Source organism: Agromyces sp. MMS24-K17, from assembly GCF_043950245.1.
GTDB lineage: Bacteria > Actinomycetota > Actinomycetes > Actinomycetales > Microbacteriaceae > Agromyces.
Genome location: NZ_CP171640.1, coordinates 546,620 through 566,359, shown reverse-complemented (window position 1 = coordinate 566,359; position 19,740 = coordinate 546,620). Strand labels below are relative to the sequence as shown.

The window sequence follows — 19,740 nt, the reverse complement described above, 5'->3', positions numbered from 1 at the left end:
ATCGGACGCGGGTCAAGTCGGCCCGATCACAATCGGGACGCGAAGTCCGACCGGGCGAAGGAGCGGGTATGGCTGGAGTGCGCATCCGGGATGTGGCGCATCGCGCCGGCGTCTCGGTCGGCACCGTCTCCAACGTGCTCAACCGGCCGGGGGACGTCTCGCCCGACTCCGTCGAGCGCGTGAACCGCGCGATCGAGGAGCTCGGCTACGTGCGCAACGACGCCGCCCGGAAGCTCCGCGCCGGCGTCAGCACCACCGTCGGCTTCGTCGTGCTCGACGGCCAGAACCCGTTCTTCACCGACGTCGTGCGCGGCGCCGAGGACGAGGCGTCCAGCCACAACCTCGCGATCCTCTACGGCAACACCGACGAGGATGTCTCGCGCGAGCGCATGTACCTCGACCTGTTCGAGGAGCAGCAGGTCCGCGGCGTGCTGATCTCGCCCTACGGCGACATCCACCCCCGCCTGGAGCGCCTCCGCGCCCGCGGCATCGCCGCCGTGCTCGTCGACCGGTTCAGCGGCGACGGCCGGTTCAGCTCGGTCTCGGTCGACAGCGTCGCCGGCGGGCGGATGGCCGTCGAGCACCTCATCGAGACCGGCCGGCGGCGGATCGCGTTCGTCGGCGGCCCGTTCGAGATCCAGCAGGTGCGCGACCGGCTCGCCGGCGCCCGGGTCGCCGCCGAGAACGCGGCCGTCCACGTCGACGTCGAGGTCATCGCGACCGACGCGACCACCGTCGAAGCCGGTGTCGCGGCCGGCGCCCGGCTCATGCAGCGGTCCCGCGCCGACCGTCCCGACGCGCTCTTCGCCGCCAACGACCTGGTCGCGCTCGGCCTGCTCCAGGCCCTCGTCGTCGACGGCCGCATGCTCGTGCCCGACGAGATCGCCCTGATCGGCTTCGACGACATCTCCTTCGCCGCCGCCGCGGCCGTGCCGATCTCGTCGATGCGCCAGCCCAGCCGCATGATCGGGCGCACCGCGCTGCGCATCCTCCTCGAGGAGACCGCCGACCACGACCTCATCCCGCGGCAGACCGTGTTCCTCCCGGAGCTCGTCGTGCGCCGCTCGACCGATCCCGCGGCCCCGTCGGCCGGGCCGGGCCGGGGGCGCTGATCGACGTGCCGCGTCACGGAACCACCGGTTGCGGTCCGTTTCCCCACATCGACGCGGGGTTTCCTGACATCATGACGGGACGCCGCCGCGATCGACGCGGCGGACGGACCTTCGAGAGGGGCATCCGGTGGCAGTGAGCGTTCGTGAGGTCGCGGCGGCCGCGGCCGTCTCGGTCGGCACCGTGTCGAACGTGCTGAACCGGCCCGACAAGGTCGCGCCCGCCACCGTCGCCCGCGTGCAGGCCGCGATCGAGGAGCTCGGGTTCGTGCGCAACGACGCCGCCCGCCAGCTCCGCGCCGGTCGCAGCCGGTCGATCGGGCTCGTCGTGCTCGACGTGCGCAACCCGTTCTTCACCGACGTCGCCCGCGGCGCCGAGGACCGGGCCGCGGAGGACGGCATGACGATCCTGCTCGGCAACAGCGACGAGAACGCCGAGCGCGAGGGCGCCTACCTCGACCTGTTCGAGGAGCAGCGCGTGCACGGCGTGCTCATCTCGCCGCTGTCCGACGACGACCTGCCCCGGCTCGAGCGACTCCGCTCGCGCGGCACGCCAACCGTGCTCGTCGACCGCGAGGCGCCCGGCGGCGCGTTCTCGTCGGTCGCGGTCGACGACGTCGTCGGCGGCGAACTGGCCGCCCGCCACCTGCTCGACACCGGACGGCGCCGGCTCGCGTTCGTCGGCGGGCCCACGGGCATCCGCCAGGTCGCCGACCGCCTCGCCGGCGCGCGCCGCGCGGTCGAGGCCGTCGAGGGCGCGACGCTCGAGGTCGTCGAGACCGATGCGCTCACCGTGCTGCAGGGCCGGACCGCGGGGGAGTCCATCCGGCTGCGCGACGCGGCAGACCGGCCCGACGCCGTCTTCGCGGCGAACGATCTGCTGGCGATGGGGGTGCTGCAGGCACTCGTCATGCAGGGCACGGTGCGCGTGCCCGAGGACGTCGCCCTGATCGGCTACGACGACATCGACTTCGCCGCGGCGGCGGTCGTGCCGCTGTCGTCGATCCGCCAGCCGGCCGCGCTCATCGGCTACACCGCCGTCGACCTGCTGCTCAAGGAGGCGGCGGCAGACGAGGGCTTCGAGCGGGAACCGGTGGTGTTCCAGCCCGAGCTCGTCGTCAGGGAGTCGACCGCGCCGGTCGCCTGACCCGGTCGGCCGACGGCCCGCCGGCCTGCCCGATCGGCCCGGTCTGCCCGCCCTGTCCGGTCTTGCCGCCCTGTCCGGTCTTACCGCCCTGCGCGGCAGCCGGCCGGCATGGCGGTCGCGGCGCGCCCTCGCGCTCCGCGTCGCCGCTCGCCGGGCGGTTGCTCCGCGGCAGCGGGATCGGCGAGGTCATCGCGACCTGCTCCGAGAAGTCCGCCGGGTCGGTTGCGACGGTCGCGATCGATCCCGTGGGCAGGGCGACCCGGTCGCCGTCGGCGATGGCATCGGTCGCCGCGGCCCAGGCGACGGTGAACCGCCACGGCTGCTGCGGGTGGCGCGCGAGGCGGAGTCCGCGGGCGACGACGAGCCAGGTCACGCCGATCGCGAGGGAGACGAACGCCGCCAACGCGCCGACGGCGAGCGCCCAGCGCGGGCCCGCCGCGTCGGCGACCCAGCCGACCACGGGCGCGCCGATGAGGGTGCCGCCCATGAGGATCGCGGTGTAGAGCGCCATGACGCGCCCGCGGACCGACGGGTCGGTGGTGGTCTGCACGTAGCCGTTGGCCGTGGTGAGCAGCGTCACCGTGCAGAACCCGATGAACACGGTCGACGCGGCGAAGGTGACGTAGGTCGGCATGAGCGAGGCGACGGTCATCGCGACGCCGAGCGCGCCGACACCGACCATGACGACGCGCAGGCGCGCCCGCGACCGGCGGGCTGCGAGCAGGGCCGCCGTCAGCGAGCCGATCGCGAGGATCGACGAGAGGATGCCGTACTCGCCGGCGCCCTCGCCGAACATGACCGCCATCGTCGAGGAGAAGATCGGGAAGTTCATGCTGAACGCGCCGACGAGGAACACGATGGTCATCACGACGACGATGTCGCTGCGGCCGGCGACGTACCGGAAGCCCTGCACGAGCGGGTTGCCCTCGCGCGGTCGGCGCGGATGGCGGATGAGCTCGCGCTCGCGCATCGCGAGCAGCGCCCCGATGAGGGCGAGGAACGTCAGGCCGTTGATGAGGAACACCCAGCCCGACCCGACGAGCACGATCAGCCCGCCGGCGACGGCGGGGCCGATGAGGCGCGCGACGTTGAACGAGGCGGCGTTCAGGGCGACGGCGTTCGAGGCGTTCGGCCCGCTCACGAGGTCGGACACGAACGTCTGCCGCGCGGGCGCGTCGAAGGCCGACGTGATGCCGAACGCGAGGGCGAAGCCGTAGAGGTGCCAGAGCTGCGCGTGGCCGCCGAGCAGCAGCAGGCCGAGCCCGAACGCGAGCAGCATGAGCACGCCCTGCGTGACGAGGAGCACCTTGCGCCGGTCGAACCGGTCGATGACGGCGCCAGTGACGGGCACGAGCAGGAGCTGCGGACCGAACTGCAGCGCCATCGTGGTGCCGACGGCGGCGGCGTTGTTGTGGGTCAGCTCGGTGAGCACGACCCAGTCCTGGGTGGTCGACTGCATCCACCCGCCGACGTTCGAGACGATCGCCCCGATGAACCACAGCCGGTAGTTGCGGCCCGCGAGCGACCGGAACATCGCCGTCATCGATCGGCCAGCTTCCGCATGATCTCGGTCGCACGCTCGAGCACGTCGCGCTCGGCGGGGGAGAGGCCGGCGTAGCGCTGCGCGAGCCATGCCTCGCGGCGGCGGAGCGTCTCGTCGACGATGGCCGTGCCCGACTCGGTGGCGCGCACGAGCACGCGGCGGCCGTCGGCGGGATCGGCCTCGCGTGTCACCAGCCCGGCGTCGGCGAGGCAGTTCACCGTGCGGTTCATCGAAGGCGGCGTGACCTGCTCGAGCTCGGCGAGGCGGCCAGGGGTCAGCGGCCCGTCGACGGCGACCCAGCGGAGGGTGGCGAACTGGCTCGTGCTGAGCTCGGTCTCGGCGCGCTGCAGCCGGATCTGGCGGGAGAGTCGCATGACCGCGATGCGGAACTCGGTGCTCTGGCGCGCGATCGGCGCCCGTCGAATCTCGGCCATTTCATTAGCCTAGCAAATTAGCCTGACGAACGACCCGCCGCCCCGCTCCGGACCCGCAGCCGTCACCCGACGACGCGGAGCGTCACGGTCACCGCGCGGAAACACCCGCGAAACCGATCGCTGGAAGCCTTCCTCCATGGGGACGCTCTTCGATGGCTACGCGACCACGCAGGCCGCCGCGACGCGCCGCCGCACCGAGCCGTGGGACGAGATGTTCCCCGGCGGTGACGCGTCGGTGCGCGGTCCGTACCGCGAGCTCTATCCGGCGCTCGCGCGCATGTCGCAGGACGAACTGCGCGGCCGTACCGAGGCCCTCGCGAGCTCGTACCTCGCGCAGGGCGTCACGTTCGACTTCGCGGGGGAGGAGCGGCCGTTTCCGCTCGACGCGATCCCGCGGGTCATCTCCGCGTCGGAGTGGTCGCTCGTCGAAGCGGGCGTCGCCCAGCGGGTGCGCGCCCTCGAGCGCTTCCTCGCCGACGTCTACGGGCCGCAGCACGCGGTGCGCGACGGCGTCGTGCCCGCCGCGCTCATCAGCTCCTCGACGCACTACCACCGGCAGGCCGCCGGCATCGTCGCCGCCAACGGCGTGCGCATCCAGGTCGCCGGCATCGACGTCATCCGCGACGAGCAGGGCGACTGGCGGGTGCTGGAGGACAACGTGCGGGTGCCGAGCGGCGTCAGCTACGTCATCTCGAACCGCCGGGTCATGGCCGAGACCCTGCCCGAGCTGTTCACGTCGATGCGGGTGCGCCCGGTCGGCGACTACCCGAGCCGGCTGCTGCACGCGCTCCGCGCGAGCGCGCCGGAGGGCGTCGAGGACCCGACGGTCGTGGTGCTGACGCCCGGCGTCTACAACTCCGCGTACTACGAGCACACCCTGCTCGCGCGGCTGATGGGCGTCGAGCTCGTCGAGGGCCGCGACCTGTTCTGCTCGGGCGGCCGGGTGTGGATGCGCACGACCGCCGGCCCCACGCGGGTCGACGTGATCTACCGCCGCGTCGACGACGAGTTCCTCGACCCGCAGCAGTTCCGCCCCGACTCGGTGCTCGGTGCGCCGGGCCTCATGCTCGCCGCCCGGCTCGGGCACGTCACGATCGCGAACGCGGTCGGCAACGGCGTCGCCGACGACAAGCTCGTCTACACGTACGTGCCCGACCTGATCCGCTACTACCTCGACGAGTCGCCGATCCTCCCGAACGTCGACACGTGGCGGCTCGAGGAGCCCGATGCGCTCGCCGAGGTGCTCGACCGCCTCGACGAGCTCGTCGTGAAGCCGGTCGACGGCTCGGGCGGCAAGGGCCTCGTGGTCGGGCCGGATGCCTCGCCCGCCGAGCTCGACCGGCTGCGGTCGCAGCTCGTGCAGGACCCGCGTGGATGGATCGCGCAGCCCGTCGTGCAGCTGTCGACGATCCCGACCCTTGTCGACGACGGGATGCGTCCGCGGCACGCCGACCTCCGTCCGTTCGCCGTGAACGACGGCGACGACGTGTGGGTGCTGCCCGGCGGCCTCACGCGGGTCGCGCTGCCGGAGGGGCAGCTCGTCGTGAACTCCAGCCAGGGCGGCGGTTCGAAGGACACCTGGGTCATCGACGGCGCGCCGCTCACCGGGCCGCTGCCCGAGCTCCGCACCGGCCCGGCGCCGATCGTGGCGAGCCAGGCGACGTCGCGGGTGCGCATCCGATCGGTGCCGGTCGACCCGCTCGACCTGCTGCCGCGCGTGCCCGGCATCCACGTGCTCGAGTCGAGCCCGCAGGACGAGGACGAGCCCATGCGCCAGCAGCAGCAGCAGCAACAACAGCAGCAGCAGGCGCGAGCGGAGGAGGTCTCCCCATGCTGAGCCGCATCGCCGAATCCCTCTTCTGGATCGGCCGCTACATCGAGCGCAGCGACGGTACCGCCCGCATCCTCGACGTGCACCTCCAGCTCCTCCTCGAGGACCCGTGGATCGACGAGGACACCGCCTGCCGGTCGCTCCTCGGCGTCATGGGCAGCGTGCCCGACGGCGTCACGCCGCTCACGGCCGGCGACCTGATCGACCGGCTCGGCGTCGACCGCACCGACTCCGCGTCGATCGCGCACTGCGTCGGCGCCGCCCGCGAGAACGCGCGGCGCGCCCGCGAGATCGTCTCCACCGAACTCTGGGAGGCGCTGAACGAGACGAACGCGCGGATGCCCCGCCGGGTCGCCTCCGACAAGACGCACGAGTTCTTCCGCTGGGTGCGCAACCGCGCGGCCCTCGCGATCGGCATTGCCGAGTCGGGCTCGAGCCGCGACGAGGCGTGGCAGTTCCTCGCCCTCGGGCGCGCGATCGAGCGGGCCGACATGACGGCGCGCCTGCTCGCCACCCGCGAGCTCACCGAGGCGAGCGGCCCGAGCTGGACGACGATCCTGCGCAGCTGCGGCGGCTACGAGTCGTACCTCCGCAGCTACCGCGGGCTCCCGTCGACCGAGTCGGCGGCCGAGTTCCTCGTGCTCGACCGCCTGTTTCCGCGGTCGATCATCGCGAGCGTCATCCGCGCCGAGGAGGCGCTGCGCGAGATCGATCCGCGCGCCGGCCGGGTCGGCGTCACCGACCAGGCCCAGCGCCTGCTCGGAGGCATCCGCTCGGAGCTCGAGTACCGCCCGATCACCGAGCTCATCGACGGGCTGGCCGACTACATGGAGCACGTCCAGGTCGTCGTGTCGGCCTCGAGCGACGCGATCCGTCGCCGCTACTTCCCGGCGAGCGCCGTGCCGGTCTGGATCGGGGAGGTCTCGTGAGCCGCCTGCGCATCGTCCACCGCACCGGGTTCGCGTACGCGGAGCCGGCGACCGCGTCGTACAACGAGGCGCGGATGCTGCCGCACTCGGGCGGCGAGCAGTTCGTGCTGCAGGCCGGGCTCGACATCCGGCCGGGCGCCACCCAGAACGCCTACCTCGACTACTGGGGCACGCGCGTCTCGACGTTCGAGGTGCTGACCCCGCACCGCGAGCTGTCGGTGACGGCGACCAGCCTCGTCGAGGTGCGCCCGACGCAGGGCCGGCAGTCGCCGGAGCTGACGTGGGAGGCGCTCGCCGCGATGCGGCAGTCGAGCGTGCCGCTCGTCGAGTTCGGCAGCCAGTCGGCGGCGACCGAGCCCCCGCCCGAGCTCGCGGCGCTCGCGCTCGAGATCGCGGGGAGCGGGGCATCCGTCGGCGACGCCGCGCTCGAGATCTGCCGCCTCGTCGGCGAGTCGGTCGAGTACGTGAGCGGTGCGACCGCCGTGACCTCGACCGCCGCGGAGGCCTGGGCAGTGCGCAAGGGCGTGTGCCAGGACATGGCGCACCTCGCCGTCGGCGCGCTCCGTGCGGTCGGGATCCCGGCCAGGTACGTCTCGGGCTACCTCCACCCCGACCGCGCGGCCGGCATCGGCGTGACGGTGACGGGGGAGTCGCACGCCTGGGTCGAGTGGTACGACGGCGAGTGGCGCGGATACGACCCGACGAACCTCTCGGAGGTGGGCGAGCTGCACGTGCTCGTCGGTCGCGGACGGGACTACTCGGATGTCTCGCCGCTGCGCGGCGTCTACGCCGGGCCGGGCGCCAGTGAGCTGTTCGTCAGCGTCGAGGTGACACGGGAGGCGTAGCCCTGAGGCATCCTCGAACCCCTTGACGGCGTGCGTCGCGCGCGGCATCGTGGAGGGATGCGATCGTGAGAGCGCTCTCACGGCCTGTGCGAGCCGGATCGCACCCACCCGACTGGAGGAACCGATGTCGTTTCCATCCCCTGCCCGACGTGCCCTGACGGGCGCGGCGGCCGTCGCGCTCGCCGTGGCCCTCGCGGCCGCCCAGGCGCCGCCCGCGCTCGCGGCGAACGACGTGCTGCACCCCGGCGCCGAGCTCTGGGCCAACCCCGACTCGACCACGCTCGAGGCCGCCGACGACCTGACCGGCCAGGCCAGGCTCGACGCGCTGCGGCTCGGCGCGCTGCCGAGCGCGAATTGGGTCAACGGCGGCACGCCGAACGAGGCCAAGCGCGACGTCAAGCGCATCGTCAGCGGGGCGCACGCCGCGAAGGAGGTGCCCGTGCTCGTCGCCTACAACCTGCCGTTCCGCGACTGCGCGCAATACTCCGCGGGCGGCGCGACCAGCGTCGCCGCCTACGAGGCGTGGATCGACGGGTTCGCGAAGGGCATCGGCAACAAGGACGCCGTCGTGATCCTCGAGCCCGACGGGCTCGGCATCATCCCCTGGAACACCACCCTCGACGGCCAGCTCGAGTGGTGCCGGCCGGCCGAGGCCGACCCGGCCACGGCCGCCGCCGACCGCTACGAGATGCTGAACCACGCGGTCGACGCGCTCGCCGCGCTGCCGAACACGGCCGTCTACCTCGACGGCACCCACAGCGGCTGGCTGAACGTCGGCGAGATCAGCTCGCGGCTGCTGCAGGCCGGGGTCGAGCGGGCCGACGGCTTCTACCTGAACGCCTCGAACTACCACTACACCGCGAACCTCACGGCGTTCGGCACCTGGATCTCGTCGTGCCTCGCGTTCACCACCGAGCTCGGCGGCGGCTTCGGCGACTGCGGCAACCAGTACTGGAACGGCGGGCCCGCGACCGGCTGGAACGGCGTCGCGATGTCGCCGTTCGGCGAGTGGAGCAGCGGCGCCGCCGACCCGGCGCTGGACACGGCCGGCGTCGACTCGCGATACGCGTCGCAGCTCGGCGACGTCGAGCCGTCGACCCACTTCGTGATCGACACCAGCCGCAACGGGCAGGGCCCGTGGGATGCCTCGCAGAGCGGCCTGTCGAACGCGGAGGACTGGTGCAACCCGCCCGCCCGCGGCCTCGGCCTCCTGCCGACGGCCGACACGGGGAACGCCCTCGTCGACGCCTACCTGTGGATCAAGGTGCCCGGCGAGTCCGACGGCCAGTGCGTGCGCGGCACCGCCGGACCGGAGGACCCGGTGCGGGGCATCGTCGACCCGCCGGCCGGCCAGTGGTTCCCCGAGATGGCGGCCGAACTCATCGCGAACGCCGTGCCGGCGCTGCCGTAGCGGAGCCGCGGCGCCCCGCGGCGCGGCGGGGCGGGCGCACGTCGCCCGTCCCGCCGCGCCCTGCCACACTGGTCGCATGGCGACCACGTTCACCGACGCGCACGGCGTGCGCATCCACTACCGGTCCTGGCGCGTCGACGATCCGTCGGCGGTGATCCAGCTCGCGCACGGCGTCGGCGAGCACATCGGCCGGTACGAGCCGCTCATCGCGGCGCTGAACGAGGCCGGCTACTCGGTGTGGGCCGACGACCACCGCGGGCACGGCCAGACCGGCTTCGAGCAGCACGGTGGCGACCTCACCCGCATCGGCCGCCTCGGGCCGGGCGGGCTCCGCGCGGCGATCGCCGCGATCGAGCAGTTCACCGACGTCATCCGCGAGGTCGAGGGCGACGACGTGCCGCTGGTGCTGCTCGGGCACTCGTGGGGCTCGCTGATGGCGCAGATCATCCTGAACCGCAGCGCCGCCCGCTACGACGGTGCCGTGCTCACCGGCACGGCCTACCGCACGCTCCGCTGGATGGACTCGGGCGACCTGAACCGGCGCCACAAGCACCTCGGGCCGACGCCCGTCGAGTGGCTGAGCCGCGACCCGGCGGTGCCGGCCGAGTTCATGGCCGATCCCTACACGACCGAGGTGCCGCTGCGGAAGCTGTTCGGCTTCGTCGACGCCGCGCGCCTGCTCGGTCGCCCCGCGCCGGCCCCGGCGATCCCGGCCGAGCTGCCCCTGCTCATCATGGTCGGCGACGACGACACCCTCGGCGGCGAGGAGAGCGCGCGCCGGCTCGGCGAGGCGTACGTGCAGCGCAGCGGCCTCGCCGACGTGCAGGTCATCGTCTACCCCGGTGCCCGGCACGAGGTGTTCAACGAGCTCAACCAGGCCGAGGTGCGCACCGACCTCATCGGATGGCTCGACGACCGGTACGGGGTCGACTGACGATGGCCGACGGCGGGGATGCCCCGCGCCACCGGTTCCCCGAGCGCGTCTACGGCGTCGGCGACGAGCCCGACCCGCGGTTCTCGCTCGCCAACGAGCGGACGTTCCTCGCCTGGATCCGCACCTCGCTCGCCCTGCTCGCGGGCGGCGTCGCACTCGTCGCGCTCGACCTGCCGATGCATCCCGGGTTGCGCGACACGGCGGCCGTCGTGCTGCTCGTCGCCGGGGCGCTGCTCCCGTTCCAGGCCTGGTTCGGCTGGGTGCGCATCGAACGGGCCATGCGGCTCGGCCGGCCACTGCCGCCGCCGCTCGTCGCCCTGCCCGTCGCGGTCGTGGTCGCGGTCGTCGGCGTGCTGGTGCTGATCGGGTTCCTCGCGAGATGAACGCGGGCGACGCCGGGCGGCCGGATGCCTCGCCGCGGGCCTTCGATCCCGGCCTGCAGCCCGAGCGCACCCTGCTCGCCTGGCGGCGCACGGTGCTCGCGCTGACGGTCGCGGCCCTCGTCGGCGTGCGCCTGCTGCCGCCGATCCTCGGCCCCTGGTCGCTCCTCCTCTTCGGGGCCGCGATCGCCGCGACGGCGGGCATCGCGATCGGTGCGGAGGTCGGCTACCGGCGGATGCACCGCGCCCTGACGTCGGCCGGACTCGGGCCGTTGCCCAGCCGGGGCGGACTCGTCGCCGCGACCGCCGGGCTCACCGCGCTCGCCGGCGTCGTCGGGCTCGCGACCTGGGTCGCGCTCGTCGCGTCGCCAGGGTAGGCGCGCGGCCGGCGGCGCGCGGCCGCCGGTGCGCGGCTCGCCGCCGCGCGGGGCGCGCCGCGAGGGGCGTCGGTTGCGCGGCCCGTCAGGACCCGGCGCGGTCGGGCGGAACGTCGAAGCCGAGCAGGCGCATCCGCGGGTGGTTCGGATGCGCGGCGCCCGACTCGGTCTTCCACGGGTAGACGATCGTCGTCACGCTGCAGTTGCCAAGCACGGGCAGCAGGTCGCGGTAGCCGTCGGGATCCATGCCGGCGAGCTCGCAGAAGAGCAGCCGGATGAGCGTCGCGTGCGCGACGATCAGCACGCGACCCTCGGGGAACTCGGACACGAGCTCATCGAGCACGGGCATCGCCCGCGCGATGCCGTGCCGGCCCGACTCCCCGCCGGGTAGCGGATCGGATGCCGGGGCCCGGCAGAACGCCGCCCACTCCGCCGGGTACCGCCCGGCGATCTCGTCGGGCGTCAGCCCCTCGGCGGCGCCGAAGTCGATCTCGACGAGCCGGTCGTCGATGCGCAGCGGCAACCCGGTCGTCTCCACGGAAGGCGCGGCCGAGCGCCGGGCCCGCGTCAGCGGCGACGCGATGATCGCGTCGAGCCGGGCGTCGACCGCCCAGGCGCCGAGCGCCGCCGCCTGGCCCAGTCCGTGGCGCGTGAGCCCGACATCCGAATTGCCCGCGTACCGGTGGTCGGCATGCCAGACGGTCTCGCCATGGCGAGCCAGGAAGAACGTCGTCATGCCGTCAGCGTACGCATTCGAGGGGTGGAACCGCCCGAGACATCCGTAGGCTGTCCCTCATGCCTCCCCTCCACGGCGAGTACAAGGTCCCCGGCGGCAAGCTCGTGGTCGTCGACTTCGACGTCGTCGACGACGTGATCCGCAATCCCCGCGTCGCGGGCGACTTCTTCCTCGAGCCCGACGAGGCGCTGGAGGACATCGACCGCGCCCTCGACGGGCTGCCGGCCGGCTCCGACGCGAAGCAGGTCTCGGCGGCCATCACCCGCGAGCTCCGCGAGGGCGCCGTGATGCTCGGCTTCTCGGCCGACGCCATCGCGGTCGCCGTGCGCCGTGCGCTCACCGACGCACGGAGCTGGACCGACTACGAGTGGGAGGTCGTGCACGACGCCGCCGTGTCGCCGCGCCTCCACCTCGCGCTCGACGAGGTGCTCGCCACCCGCGTCGGCGAGGGCCTCCGCAAGCCGACGCTGCGGTTCTGGGAATGGGAGGAGTCGGCCGTCGTCATCGGCTCCTTCCAGTCGGTGAAGAACGAGGTCGACCCCGAGGGCGCCGAGCGGTACGGCTTCGAGGTCGTCCGCCGCATCTCGGGCGGCGGCGCGATGATGATGGAGAAGGGCAACGTCGTCACGTACTCGCTGTACGTGCCGGGCGAGCTCGTGCAGGGCATGAGCTTCGCCGACTCCTACGCCTTCCTCGACGACTGGGTGCTGCAGGGACTGCGCTCGATCGGCATCGAGGCGACGTACCAGCCGCTGAACGACATCGCGAGCCCGCTCGGCAAGATCGGCGGCGCCGCGCAGAAGCGCCTCGGGTCTGGCGGGGTGCTGCACCACGTCACCATGTCGTACGACATCGACAACGCGAAGATGCTCGAGGTGCTGCGCATCGGCCGCGAGAAGATCAGCGACAAGGGCATCGCGTCGGCGGCGAAGCGCGTCGACCCGCTGCGGTCGCAGACGGGCCTCAGCCGTGCGGCGATCATCGAGGCGCTGAAGCAGACGTTCACCTCCCTCTACGGGGCGACCCCGGGTGCCGTGACGGCCGACGAGCTCGCCGAGGCGCAGGCGCTCGTCGACGCGAAGTTCTCGACCGACGACTGGCTCTACCGGGTGCCCTGACCCGGGCGCAACCCCGGCCGTCGATGAGGTCCGCTCAGCGACGGCGGTTAGACTCGCCGGATGGATTGGTGGATCTGGGTGCTCATCGCGGCCGCCGTGGCGGGCCTCGGATGGCTCGCCCAGCGCCGCGGCTGGATCGACCTGTCCGACAAGACCCGCAAGGGCGGCGGCGGCTCGGGCGGCGTCATGATGATCGGCGACGAGGTCTTCGCGCCGCGCAAGTACGAGGCGCAGGTCGAGATGGACCGGCAGAGCCGGCTCCCCGCGCCCGCCCCGATGCCGGGTGACGGCGACAAGGGCATCGCGTTCGCGGCGGCCGACGCCGACGACGACGATCCCGACCGGTTCCGCGGGAGCATCCGGCTCGACGTGGAGCGCTGAGCCGGTCGGTGGTCGAGCCTGTCGGTGGTCGAGCCTGTCGAAACCACCACCATTGGACGCCCGGTGGTTTCGACGAGCTCAACCGCCGACCAGCGCCGCCGCGAACTCCTTGCCCCACGCCTCCGCGCGCGCGACCTCTCCCTCCGCCAGCGGGCCGGTGTAGCCGTGCACCCCGAACGACACGGGCTTCGCGAGCGGTTCGAACCCGAGCCCGACGAGCCGCTTCAGCGCCTTCTTCGCGGCCGAGCCGGGCAACCGCGGCGAGACCGTTCGGGTGTCGAACGTCGCCACCCGCATCCCGCGCGGCGGCGTGCCGAGCCCCGCGATGAACTCCCGGATGCCCCGCTCGGGCACCAGCGTCGCGCCCTGCTCGCGCGCCGACGCCCGGGTCTCCGGTCGGGACATCCCGAAGGCGTGCGTGGGTCCGCCCACGACGAGCAGGTCGAGGTCGGCGGGCAGCGAATCGGGCGCGGCATCCGCCGTCGTCAGCGTCGCGCCGGCGCCGAGCCCCGCGACGATCGCGCGCGCGAGCGCCTCCGTGTTGCCCCAGACCGACTCGACCACCACGAGTGCGCGCATCGTCGCCACCCCCTCCGCGGCACAGCGTAACCGCGGGCGGCCCCCACGGCGAGCGGCGGATGTCCCGCCCCGACGCTGGCAGACTGGAGCGCGTGGCAGCCGAGGGACCGAACCGCATCATCCACGCGGAGAACCTCGCCGTGCTGCCGACCCTGCCCGACGGCGCGTTCACGCTCGTCTACCTCGACCCGCCGTTCAACACGGGCCGCTCGCAGGCGCGCCAGTCCACGACGCACGTGCGGGTGGCGGCGGATGACTCGCTCGAGGCATCCGGGACCGGGGCGCCCGGCCGCATCACCGGGTTCGCGGGCAAGCGGTACGAGCGGGTGCGCGGCGACCTGCTGCGCTACGACGACCGCTTCGAGGACTACTGGGCGTTCCTCGAGCCGCGGCTGCTGGAGGCGTGGCGGCTGCTCGCGGACGACGGCACGCTGTACCTCCACCTCGACTACCGCGAGGCGCACTACGCGAAGGTGCTGCTCGACGCGATGTTCGGCCGCGAGTGCTTCCTCAACGAGCTGATCTGGGCCTACGACTACGGCGCGAAGGCGCGCCGGCGCTGGCCGACGAAGCACGACACGATCCTCGTGTACGTGAAGGACCCGGAACGGTACTGGTTCGACTCGACCGCCGTCGATCGCGAGCCGTACATGGCGCCGGGGCTCGTGACGCCCGAGAAGGCCTTGCTTGGGAAGCTGCCCACGGATGTCTGGTGGCACACCATCGTGTCGCCGACCGGCCGGGAGAAGACCGGGTATCCGACGCAGAAGCCCGAGGGGATCCTGCGGCGCATCGTGCAGGCGTCGACGCGCGAGGGCGACTGGGTGCTCGACTTCTTCGCCGGGTCGGGCACGACCGGCGCGGTCGCCGCGGCCCTCGGCCGCCGGTTCGTGCTGGTCGACGAGAACCCCGAGGCGGTCGCGGTCATGCGCGCGCGGCTGGCCGCGGTGCCGGATGTCTCGTTCGAGGCATCCGGCTCGCCCGCGTCACCCGCGGCGCCCGCAGCGCCCGCTTCGAACCCCGACCGAGAGAACGGAACCATGCAGGCATGAAGTTCAGGATCTTCACCGAACCCCAGCAGGGCGCGACGTACGGCCAGCAGCTGCGCATGGCGCAGGCGACCGAACGGCTCGGGTTCGACGCCTGGTTCCGCAGCGACCACCTCCTCGCCATGGGCGTGGACGGCCGGCCCGGCCCGACCGACTCGTGGGTGACGCTCGGCGCGATCGCGCGCGAGACGTCGACGATCCGCCTCGGCACGCTCGTGACGAGCCTCACCTTCCGCCACCCGGGCCTGCTCGCGATCCAGGTCGCGCAGGTCGACGAGATGAGCGGCGGCCGGGTCGAGTTCGGGCTCGGCACCGGCTGGTACGCGGCCGAGCACACGGCGTACGGCATCCCGTTCCCCGACAAGCGCTTCGGCCTGCTCGAGGAGCAGCTCGAAGTGATCACCGGCCTCTGGTCGACGCCCGACGGGTCGACGTTCTCGTACGCGGGCACGCACTACCAGCTCGAGGACTCGCCTGCCCTGCCGAAGCCCGTGCAGCAGCCCGTTCCGCTCATCGTCGGCGGCGGCGGCCCGACCCGCACGCCCGCGCTCGCGGCGCGCTTCGCGGCCGAGTTCAACATCCCGTTCCGCTCCGACGACGAGATCGCCGAGCAGTTCGCCCGCGTGCGCGCCGCCTGCGAGGCGGCCGGCCGCGACCCGGGCTCGCTCACGTACTCCGCCGCGCTCACGACCACGATCGGCGAGACGGATGCCGCCTACCGCCGCCGTGCCGAGCGCATCGGCCGCGACCCGGAAGACCTGGCCCGCACGGGCATCGGCGGCACCCCGCAGCAGGTCGTCGATCGCCTCGCCGGCCTCGCCGAGCTGGGAGTGGAGACGATCTACCTCCAGGTGCTCGACTTCGACGACCTCGACGTGCTGGAGCTGCTCGCGAGCGAGGTCGTGCCGCAGCTCGGGTGAGCGCGCGCCCCGTTGTCGACCGTGTCGCCGGTGTCGCCCCCGTCGCGCCACGCGAAGTCGCACGAATCGTCGGTTTCGGCGGGGCGGTTTCAGGTGGTCAGTGCAGCACCTTCGTTCGGGAGGTTGTTGTGGGTGGGTCTCATTCGTCGTTGCAGGTTCGGGCCATGGCGTTGGGGTTGGTGCTGGATGGGCTGAGCGCTCGCGAGGTCGGCAAGCGGCTGGGCGTAGGGCAGCGCGCGGTCCATTGGTGGGCGATGCTGGCGGGCGTGGAATTGTCTCCTGGTCGTCATGGCGGCGCCCGCTACCGGGCACCCGTCCCGATGCCGGGTGCCGGTTCCGGTCACGGTCGACGGTTGTCGCCGCTTGATCGCGCACGGATCCAGGTCGGACTCGAGCAGGGCATGTCGCAGCGCAAGGTCGCGGCGATGATCGGGGTGCACGCGTCGACCGTGTCACGAGAACTGGCCAGGGCGAGCCTGACGTATCGCAATACCCGGTTGTATGACGCGCGGGTCGCTGACCATCGCGCCGCGCAGCAGCGCTCACGCCCGAAGACGAGGAAGCTGGATCAGGATCCGCGGCTGCGGCACGCCGTGATCGAGGGGTTGAGTCAACGGTTCTCACCGCAGCAGATCGCGGGACGACTGCCGGTGCTCTTCCCCGGGCGGGAGGATATGCGGGTGTCGCACGAGACGATCTACCAGGCCCTCTACGTACAAGGCCGTGGCGCCCTACGGCATGAGCTGACGGTCGAGAAGGCGTTGCGATCGGGCCGGGCCGACCGGAAACCGCAATCGAAGCTCCCCGCCCGGACGGGTCGTCCCTGGCTGGACGGCGCCCGCCTGACCGACCGCCCCGCCGAGGTCGCCGATCGTGCCGTGCCCGGGCATTGGGAAGGCGACCTCGTGGTCGGTCCGGACAACTCGGGCATCGTGACCCTGGTTGAACGCCAGACACGGTTCGTGTTGCTGGGCCGGCTGCCCGGTACCCGGGAGAGCCAGACCGTCACCGACGTGCTGGCCGGCATGATCGAACACCTCCCCGCCGTGCTGCGCAAGACCATCACCTGGGACCAGGGAACAGAGATGGCCCGGCACGCGACCTTCACCGTGGCGACCGGCTGCAAAGTCTTCTTCTGCGACCCCCACTCGCCCTGGCAACGCGGAAGCAACGAGAACACGAACGGGCTGATCCGGGACTTCTACCCCAAGGGCACCAACTTCAACAGCATCACCGACGACGAACTCGCCCAGACCCAACGGCTTCTGAACATCCGTCCCAGGCAAACGCTCCACTTCCATACACCCGCTGAGAGACTGGACGAACTCATCACCGGTGCTGCACTCACCGGCTGAAACCGCCCGGCTGGTACCGACCGTTTGAGCGACTTCGCGGCGGACGCTCCCGTCGGCGGGCGATGGCGTCGTCGTCACCCCAGAACGGGGTTCACCCCGAGTGAGATCGAGGGGCGAGGCCATCGATACGATCGTCGCCATGCCCCAAGAGCTCGAGCAGCCCGAATCGAAGTTCACCCAAGTGTTGGACGCGGCAGCGAAACTGCCCGGCGTTCGGATCAACCGGGCGGCCTATCTCCGCGCGGCCTTCAAGCGGCACTGCACCGAGGAGCAGATCGAACGAGCCATCGCTGCGACTCCGGCAGCCGCAGGCATCCCGCTCGCGATCCTCACCGAAGTCGCGAACACGTCCATCGCCTTCGAGACCAGCAAGGTGACGGGGATCTCGACAGTCGCGGGCATTCCCGGCGGCATCGCGATGATCGGTACCGTTCCTGCCGACATGGCGCAGTACATCGGACACATGCTCCGGATCGCCCAGAAGCTCGCCTATGTGTACGGTTGGCCGGATCTCTTCGCCGACGATGGCGACGATCTCGATGAGGCGACCGAGGGCATCCTCATCCTCTTCGTCGGCGTCATGGTGGGTGTCCAGTTCGCCCAGGGCGGTGTCTCCAAGGTATCTGCGATGATCGCGTCTCAGGTGGTCAAGAAGCTGCCCGAACAGGCGCTCACGAAGGGGGCGATCTACCCGGTCGTCAAGAAGGTCGCAGGCTTCCTCGGGGTGTCGATGACGAAGAAGCTCTTCGCCAGCGGAATCGCGAAGGCGATCCCCGTCATCGGCGCTCTCGTCTCCGGCGGGTTCACCTTGGCCACATTCCTCCCCATGTCCAAGAGGCTGCAGCGACACCTCGCCAGCCTTGAACTCACGAAGCCGGGCCACCGTGGCGACGAGGCTCCGTTCATCGATACCGAGGTCATCACCCTGGACGCCGTCGAGGACCCCGCAGGCGTGGGTACCCGATGAAGGCGTTCTTCGCAGTGCGGGTGCCGCTGTGGCTGGTCTTGGTCGTGACCGTGGGCATCGTCGTGGCCGCGCCGTTCCTCACGCCCGTGGTGGCGAACGCGCTTTCAGCCCTCCATCCCGATTCCGACGAGGTTCGAGTCGTCGACGCGATCACCCGCGAGGAACAGGTCGTCCTCTTGAGCCTGGGCGTCCATGACCTCGAGAAGGCGGATGAGAAGGGCCGCATCCTGGCTTGGGATATCCCCGCCTCCGAACGAGTGACCTACCTCGAGTACGCCTTCACCGCCAGCCTCGGTATCGACGGCTCGGAGGTGAGGATCGAGCGGACGGGCGACGGCGCGTACCTGGTCTCGATTCCGGAGTTCATCTTCATCGGACACAGCGATGTCGACTTCGGGGAGCCGATCGAGCAGGCGGGCGGTCTGAGCCTCTTCGCCCCGGAGATCGACGAACTGCAGATGGCCGAGGACATCCTCGATCAGGATGCGACGGAGCACTACGTCGATGCCTTCCGAGAGATCCTCGAGGACCAGGCGGCCGTCTTCTACCGCGGCATCATCACGAGCATCGACCCGACCCTCGTGGTGGAGTTCGAGTTCGCTCGCTGACTCCCGGGCGCGGCAGCGCTCAGCCCGACTGCCGCACCACGAGCTCGGTCGGCAGGATGGTCGACGACTCGACGTCCTGGCCGTCGATGAGGCGCACCAGCTTGCGCGCCATCTCGGCGCCCATCTCGGTCGACGGCTGGCGCACGGTCGTGAGGGCGGGCACGGCGGTCGCGGCGTAGCGGTCGTCGTCGTAGCCGACCACGGCGACGTCGTCGGGCACGGCGCGGCCGGCCTCGGCGAGGGCCGAGATCGCGCCCATCGCCATCTGGTCGTTGGCCGCGAAGAGCCCGTCGATCGACGGATCGCGCTCGAGCAGTCGGCGCATCGCCTCGGCGCCGCCGGCGGGCGTGAAGTCGCCGAACTCGACGAGGTCGACGTCGAGGCCCGCGTCGACGGCGACGGAGGTGAACCCGCGCAGCCGGTCGACGCCCGGGGGCATGTCCTGGGGGCCGGCGATCGTCGCGATGCGGCGGCATCCGCGCTCGATGAGGTGGCGCGTCGCCTGCGAGGCTCCGAACTCGTTGTCGACGTCGACGGTGTAGCCGGTCGCCTCGTCGGGGTCGAGCGGCCGGCCGCCGAAGACGAGCGGCAGCGACCGGAGCTGGGCGAACGAGTGGTCGCCGGTGTGGTGCGAGACGATCAGCGCGCCGTCGACGTTGCCGCCGAGGAGGAAGCGCCGGGTCTTGTCGGGGTCGACCTCCGACTCGATGACCATCGTGAGCGTGTACTCGGTCTCGGCGAGGGCGAGGGCGACGCCCTGCACGATGGTCGCGAAGAACGGGTCGTCGAAGACGCGGGCGGCCGACTCGGGCACGATCAACGCGATGGCCTGCGTGCGCTTGCTGGCGAGCGAGCGGGCTGCCCGGTTGGGCACGTAGTTGAGCGCCTCGATGGCCTGTTGGACGGCCGCGACCACGTCGGGGCTGACCTTCGGCGATCCGTTGACGACGCGCGAGACCGTCGCTCGGGAGACGCCCGCCTTCGCGGCGACCATCTCGAGCGTCGGTGCTGAACCGCTGTTGGCGATGCCCACGGCGAACCCCCTCCCAGGGATCGATCCGTTCGATCCCTCAACGATAGTCGGCGG

Annotated in this window: 21 protein-coding genes; 16 read left to right on the top strand and 5 right to left on the bottom strand. The window is 72.0% G+C overall.

The window, feature by feature from the left end:
* Positions 1–68 precede the first annotated feature (68 nt).
* Entirely contained in the window at positions 69–1,112 is a 1,044-nt protein-coding gene (locus ACGGZK_RS02440) for a LacI family DNA-binding transcriptional regulator (RefSeq protein WP_395244673.1), read from the top strand.
* Between the two features lie 127 nt (positions 1,113–1,239).
* Entirely contained in the window at positions 1,240–2,256 is a 1,017-nt protein-coding gene (locus tag ACGGZK_RS02435; protein ID WP_395244672.1) for a LacI family DNA-binding transcriptional regulator, read from the top strand.
* Here ACGGZK_RS02435 and ACGGZK_RS02430 read toward each other — a convergent pair.
* Positions 2,228–3,799 carry an MFS transporter gene (locus ACGGZK_RS02430; RefSeq protein ID WP_395244671.1) on the bottom strand — a complete coding sequence of 524 codons (1,572 nt, stop codon included), beginning with the start codon at positions 3,797–3,799 and terminating at the stop codon, positions 2,228–2,230. The genes ACGGZK_RS02435 and ACGGZK_RS02430 overlap by 29 nt on opposite strands.
* Positions 3,796–4,233 carry a MarR family winged helix-turn-helix transcriptional regulator gene (locus ACGGZK_RS02425; protein ID WP_395244670.1) on the bottom strand — a complete coding sequence of 146 codons (438 nt, stop codon included), beginning with the start codon at positions 4,231–4,233 and terminating at the stop codon, positions 3,796–3,798. Before ACGGZK_RS02425 ends, ACGGZK_RS02430 begins: the two co-directional genes overlap by 4 nt.
* A gap of 136 nt (positions 4,234–4,369) precedes the next feature.
* Between ACGGZK_RS02425 and ACGGZK_RS02420 the strand changes: the two genes are divergently transcribed.
* From ACGGZK_RS02420 to ACGGZK_RS02390, 7 genes are all read left to right on the top strand, one after another.
* Positions 4,370–6,070 (top strand): circularly permuted type 2 ATP-grasp protein, encoded by a 1,701-nt coding sequence (locus ACGGZK_RS02420; RefSeq protein WP_395244669.1) that lies wholly within the window; start codon positions 4,370–4,372, stop codon positions 6,068–6,070.
* Entirely contained in the window at positions 6,064–6,993 is a 930-nt protein-coding gene (locus ACGGZK_RS02415; RefSeq protein WP_395244668.1) for an alpha-E domain-containing protein, read from the top strand. The genes ACGGZK_RS02420 and ACGGZK_RS02415 overlap by 7 nt, the downstream gene beginning before the upstream one ends.
* The gene (locus ACGGZK_RS02410) at positions 6,990–7,838 is read left to right on the top strand and encodes a transglutaminase domain-containing protein (RefSeq protein WP_395244667.1); all 849 of its coding nucleotides are present in this window, start codon (positions 6,990–6,992) and stop codon (positions 7,836–7,838) included. The genes ACGGZK_RS02415 and ACGGZK_RS02410 overlap by 4 nt, the downstream gene beginning before the upstream one ends.
* A 124-nt stretch (positions 7,839–7,962) precedes the next feature.
* Positions 7,963–9,249 carry a glycoside hydrolase family 6 protein gene (locus ACGGZK_RS02405; protein WP_395244666.1) on the top strand — a complete coding sequence of 429 codons (1,287 nt, stop codon included), beginning with the start codon at positions 7,963–7,965 and terminating at the stop codon, positions 9,247–9,249.
* Between the two features lie 76 nt (positions 9,250–9,325).
* A complete protein-coding gene (locus ACGGZK_RS02400; protein ID WP_395244665.1) occupies positions 9,326–10,183 on the top strand; it encodes an alpha/beta hydrolase in 858 nt (285 codons plus the stop codon).
* A gap of 2 nt (positions 10,184–10,185) precedes the next feature.
* Positions 10,186–10,566: a YidH family protein gene (locus ACGGZK_RS02395; protein WP_395244664.1), complete on the top strand. Its 381-nt coding sequence runs from the start codon at positions 10,186–10,188 to the stop codon at positions 10,564–10,566.
* The gene (locus ACGGZK_RS02390) at positions 10,563–10,940 is read left to right on the top strand and encodes a DUF202 domain-containing protein (RefSeq protein WP_395244663.1); all 378 of its coding nucleotides are present in this window, start codon (positions 10,563–10,565) and stop codon (positions 10,938–10,940) included. Before ACGGZK_RS02395 ends, ACGGZK_RS02390 begins: the two co-directional genes overlap by 4 nt.
* An 85-nt stretch (positions 10,941–11,025) precedes the next feature.
* Here the strand turns inward: ACGGZK_RS02390 and ACGGZK_RS02385 are convergent, their stop codons facing one another.
* Positions 11,026–11,676 carry a histidine phosphatase family protein gene (locus ACGGZK_RS02385; protein ID WP_395244662.1) on the bottom strand — a complete coding sequence of 217 codons (651 nt, stop codon included), beginning with the start codon at positions 11,674–11,676 and terminating at the stop codon, positions 11,026–11,028.
* A gap of 59 nt (positions 11,677–11,735) precedes the next feature.
* Between ACGGZK_RS02385 and ACGGZK_RS02380 the strand changes: the two genes are divergently transcribed.
* Together ACGGZK_RS02380 and ACGGZK_RS02375 are read left to right on the top strand one after the other, a co-directional pair.
* Positions 11,736–12,794 (top strand): biotin/lipoate A/B protein ligase family protein, encoded by a 1,059-nt coding sequence (locus ACGGZK_RS02380; RefSeq protein WP_395244661.1) that lies wholly within the window; start codon positions 11,736–11,738, stop codon positions 12,792–12,794.
* 60 nt (positions 12,795–12,854) lie between these two features.
* Positions 12,855–13,175, top strand: coding sequence for a hypothetical protein (locus ACGGZK_RS02375; protein WP_395244660.1), 321 nt, complete (start codon positions 12,855–12,857; stop codon positions 13,173–13,175).
* A 78-nt stretch (positions 13,176–13,253) separates the two neighbouring features.
* On the opposite strand, the gene ACGGZK_RS02370 is transcribed toward ACGGZK_RS02375, so the two are convergent.
* Positions 13,254–13,754 carry a flavodoxin family protein gene (locus ACGGZK_RS02370; RefSeq protein WP_395244659.1) on the bottom strand — a complete coding sequence of 167 codons (501 nt, stop codon included), beginning with the start codon at positions 13,752–13,754 and terminating at the stop codon, positions 13,254–13,256.
* Positions 13,755–13,813: 59 nt separating this feature from the next.
* On the opposite strand from ACGGZK_RS02370, the gene ACGGZK_RS02365 reads away from it, so the two are divergent.
* The 5 genes from ACGGZK_RS02365 to ACGGZK_RS02345 all read left to right on the top strand — a co-directional run bounded on the left by ACGGZK_RS02365 (position 13,814) and on the right by ACGGZK_RS02345 (position 18,653).
* Complete coding sequence (locus tag ACGGZK_RS02365; RefSeq protein WP_395244658.1) at positions 13,814–14,806, top strand: DNA-methyltransferase; 993 nt, start codon at positions 13,814–13,816, stop codon at positions 14,804–14,806.
* A complete protein-coding gene (locus ACGGZK_RS02360) occupies positions 14,803–15,723 on the top strand; it encodes an LLM class F420-dependent oxidoreductase (protein ID WP_395244657.1) in 921 nt (306 codons plus the stop codon). The genes ACGGZK_RS02365 and ACGGZK_RS02360 overlap by 4 nt, the downstream gene beginning before the upstream one ends.
* A gap of 164 nt (positions 15,724–15,887) precedes the next feature.
* The gene (locus ACGGZK_RS02355) at positions 15,888–17,078 is read left to right on the top strand and encodes an IS30 family transposase (RefSeq protein ID WP_395244322.1); all 1,191 of its coding nucleotides are present in this window, start codon (positions 15,888–15,890) and stop codon (positions 17,076–17,078) included.
* Positions 17,079–17,217: 139 nt separating this feature from the next.
* The gene (locus ACGGZK_RS02350) at positions 17,218–18,045 is read left to right on the top strand and encodes a hypothetical protein (protein WP_395244656.1); all 828 of its coding nucleotides are present in this window, start codon (positions 17,218–17,220) and stop codon (positions 18,043–18,045) included.
* Positions 18,042–18,653 (top strand): hypothetical protein, encoded by a 612-nt coding sequence (locus ACGGZK_RS02345; RefSeq protein WP_395244655.1) that lies wholly within the window; start codon positions 18,042–18,044, stop codon positions 18,651–18,653. The genes ACGGZK_RS02350 and ACGGZK_RS02345 overlap by 4 nt, the downstream gene beginning before the upstream one ends.
* A 19-nt stretch (positions 18,654–18,672) precedes the next feature.
* On the opposite strand, the gene ACGGZK_RS02340 is transcribed toward ACGGZK_RS02345, so the two are convergent.
* Positions 18,673–19,647 (bottom strand): LacI family DNA-binding transcriptional regulator, encoded by a 975-nt coding sequence (locus tag ACGGZK_RS02340; protein ID WP_395246029.1) that lies wholly within the window; start codon positions 19,645–19,647, stop codon positions 18,673–18,675.
* Positions 19,648–19,740 lie beyond the last annotated feature (93 nt).

Excerpts from the sequence above, each read along its gene's own strand:
- ACGGZK_RS02345 (WP_395244655.1), top strand. The coding sequence starts at position 18,042 with ATGAAGGCGTTCTTCGCAGTGCGGGTGCCGCTGTGGCTGGTCTTGGTC.
- ACGGZK_RS02380 (WP_395244661.1), top strand. The coding sequence starts at position 11,736 with ATGCCTCCCCTCCACGGCGAGTACAAGGTCCCCGGCGGCAAGCTCGTG.
- ACGGZK_RS02420 (WP_395244669.1), top strand. The coding sequence starts at position 4,370 with ATGGGGACGCTCTTCGATGGCTACGCGACCACGCAGGCCGCCGCGACG.
- ACGGZK_RS02365 (WP_395244658.1), top strand. The coding sequence starts at position 13,814 with ATGTCCCGCCCCGACGCTGGCAGACTGGAGCGCGTGGCAGCCGAGGGA.
- ACGGZK_RS02415 (WP_395244668.1), top strand. The coding sequence starts at position 6,064 with ATGCTGAGCCGCATCGCCGAATCCCTCTTCTGGATCGGCCGCTACATC.
- ACGGZK_RS02355 (WP_395244322.1), top strand. The coding sequence starts at position 15,888 with ATGGCGTTGGGGTTGGTGCTGGATGGGCTGAGCGCTCGCGAGGTCGGC.
- ACGGZK_RS02440 (WP_395244673.1), top strand. The coding sequence starts at position 69 with ATGGCTGGAGTGCGCATCCGGGATGTGGCGCATCGCGCCGGCGTCTCG.
- ACGGZK_RS02430 (WP_395244671.1), bottom strand. The coding sequence starts at position 3,799 with ATGACGGCGATGTTCCGGTCGCTCGCGGGCCGCAACTACCGGCTGTGG.
- ACGGZK_RS02390 (WP_395244663.1), top strand. The coding sequence starts at position 10,563 with ATGAACGCGGGCGACGCCGGGCGGCCGGATGCCTCGCCGCGGGCCTTC.
- ACGGZK_RS02370 (WP_395244659.1), bottom strand. The coding sequence starts at position 13,754 with ATGCGCGCACTCGTGGTGGTCGAGTCGGTCTGGGGCAACACGGAGGCG.
- ACGGZK_RS02360 (WP_395244657.1), top strand. The coding sequence starts at position 14,803 with ATGAAGTTCAGGATCTTCACCGAACCCCAGCAGGGCGCGACGTACGGC.
- ACGGZK_RS02405 (WP_395244666.1), top strand. The coding sequence starts at position 7,963 with ATGTCGTTTCCATCCCCTGCCCGACGTGCCCTGACGGGCGCGGCGGCC.
- ACGGZK_RS02395 (WP_395244664.1), top strand. The coding sequence starts at position 10,186 with ATGGCCGACGGCGGGGATGCCCCGCGCCACCGGTTCCCCGAGCGCGTC.
- ACGGZK_RS02350 (WP_395244656.1), top strand. The coding sequence starts at position 17,218 with ATGCCCCAAGAGCTCGAGCAGCCCGAATCGAAGTTCACCCAAGTGTTG.
- ACGGZK_RS02385 (WP_395244662.1), bottom strand. The coding sequence starts at position 11,676 with ATGACGACGTTCTTCCTGGCTCGCCATGGCGAGACCGTCTGGCATGCC.
- ACGGZK_RS02375 (WP_395244660.1), top strand. The coding sequence starts at position 12,855 with ATGGATTGGTGGATCTGGGTGCTCATCGCGGCCGCCGTGGCGGGCCTC.
- ACGGZK_RS02400 (WP_395244665.1), top strand. The coding sequence starts at position 9,326 with ATGGCGACCACGTTCACCGACGCGCACGGCGTGCGCATCCACTACCGG.
- ACGGZK_RS02340 (WP_395246029.1), bottom strand. The coding sequence starts at position 19,647 with ATGGTCGCCGCGAAGGCGGGCGTCTCCCGAGCGACGGTCTCGCGCGTC.
- ACGGZK_RS02425 (WP_395244670.1), bottom strand. The coding sequence starts at position 4,233 with ATGGCCGAGATTCGACGGGCGCCGATCGCGCGCCAGAGCACCGAGTTC.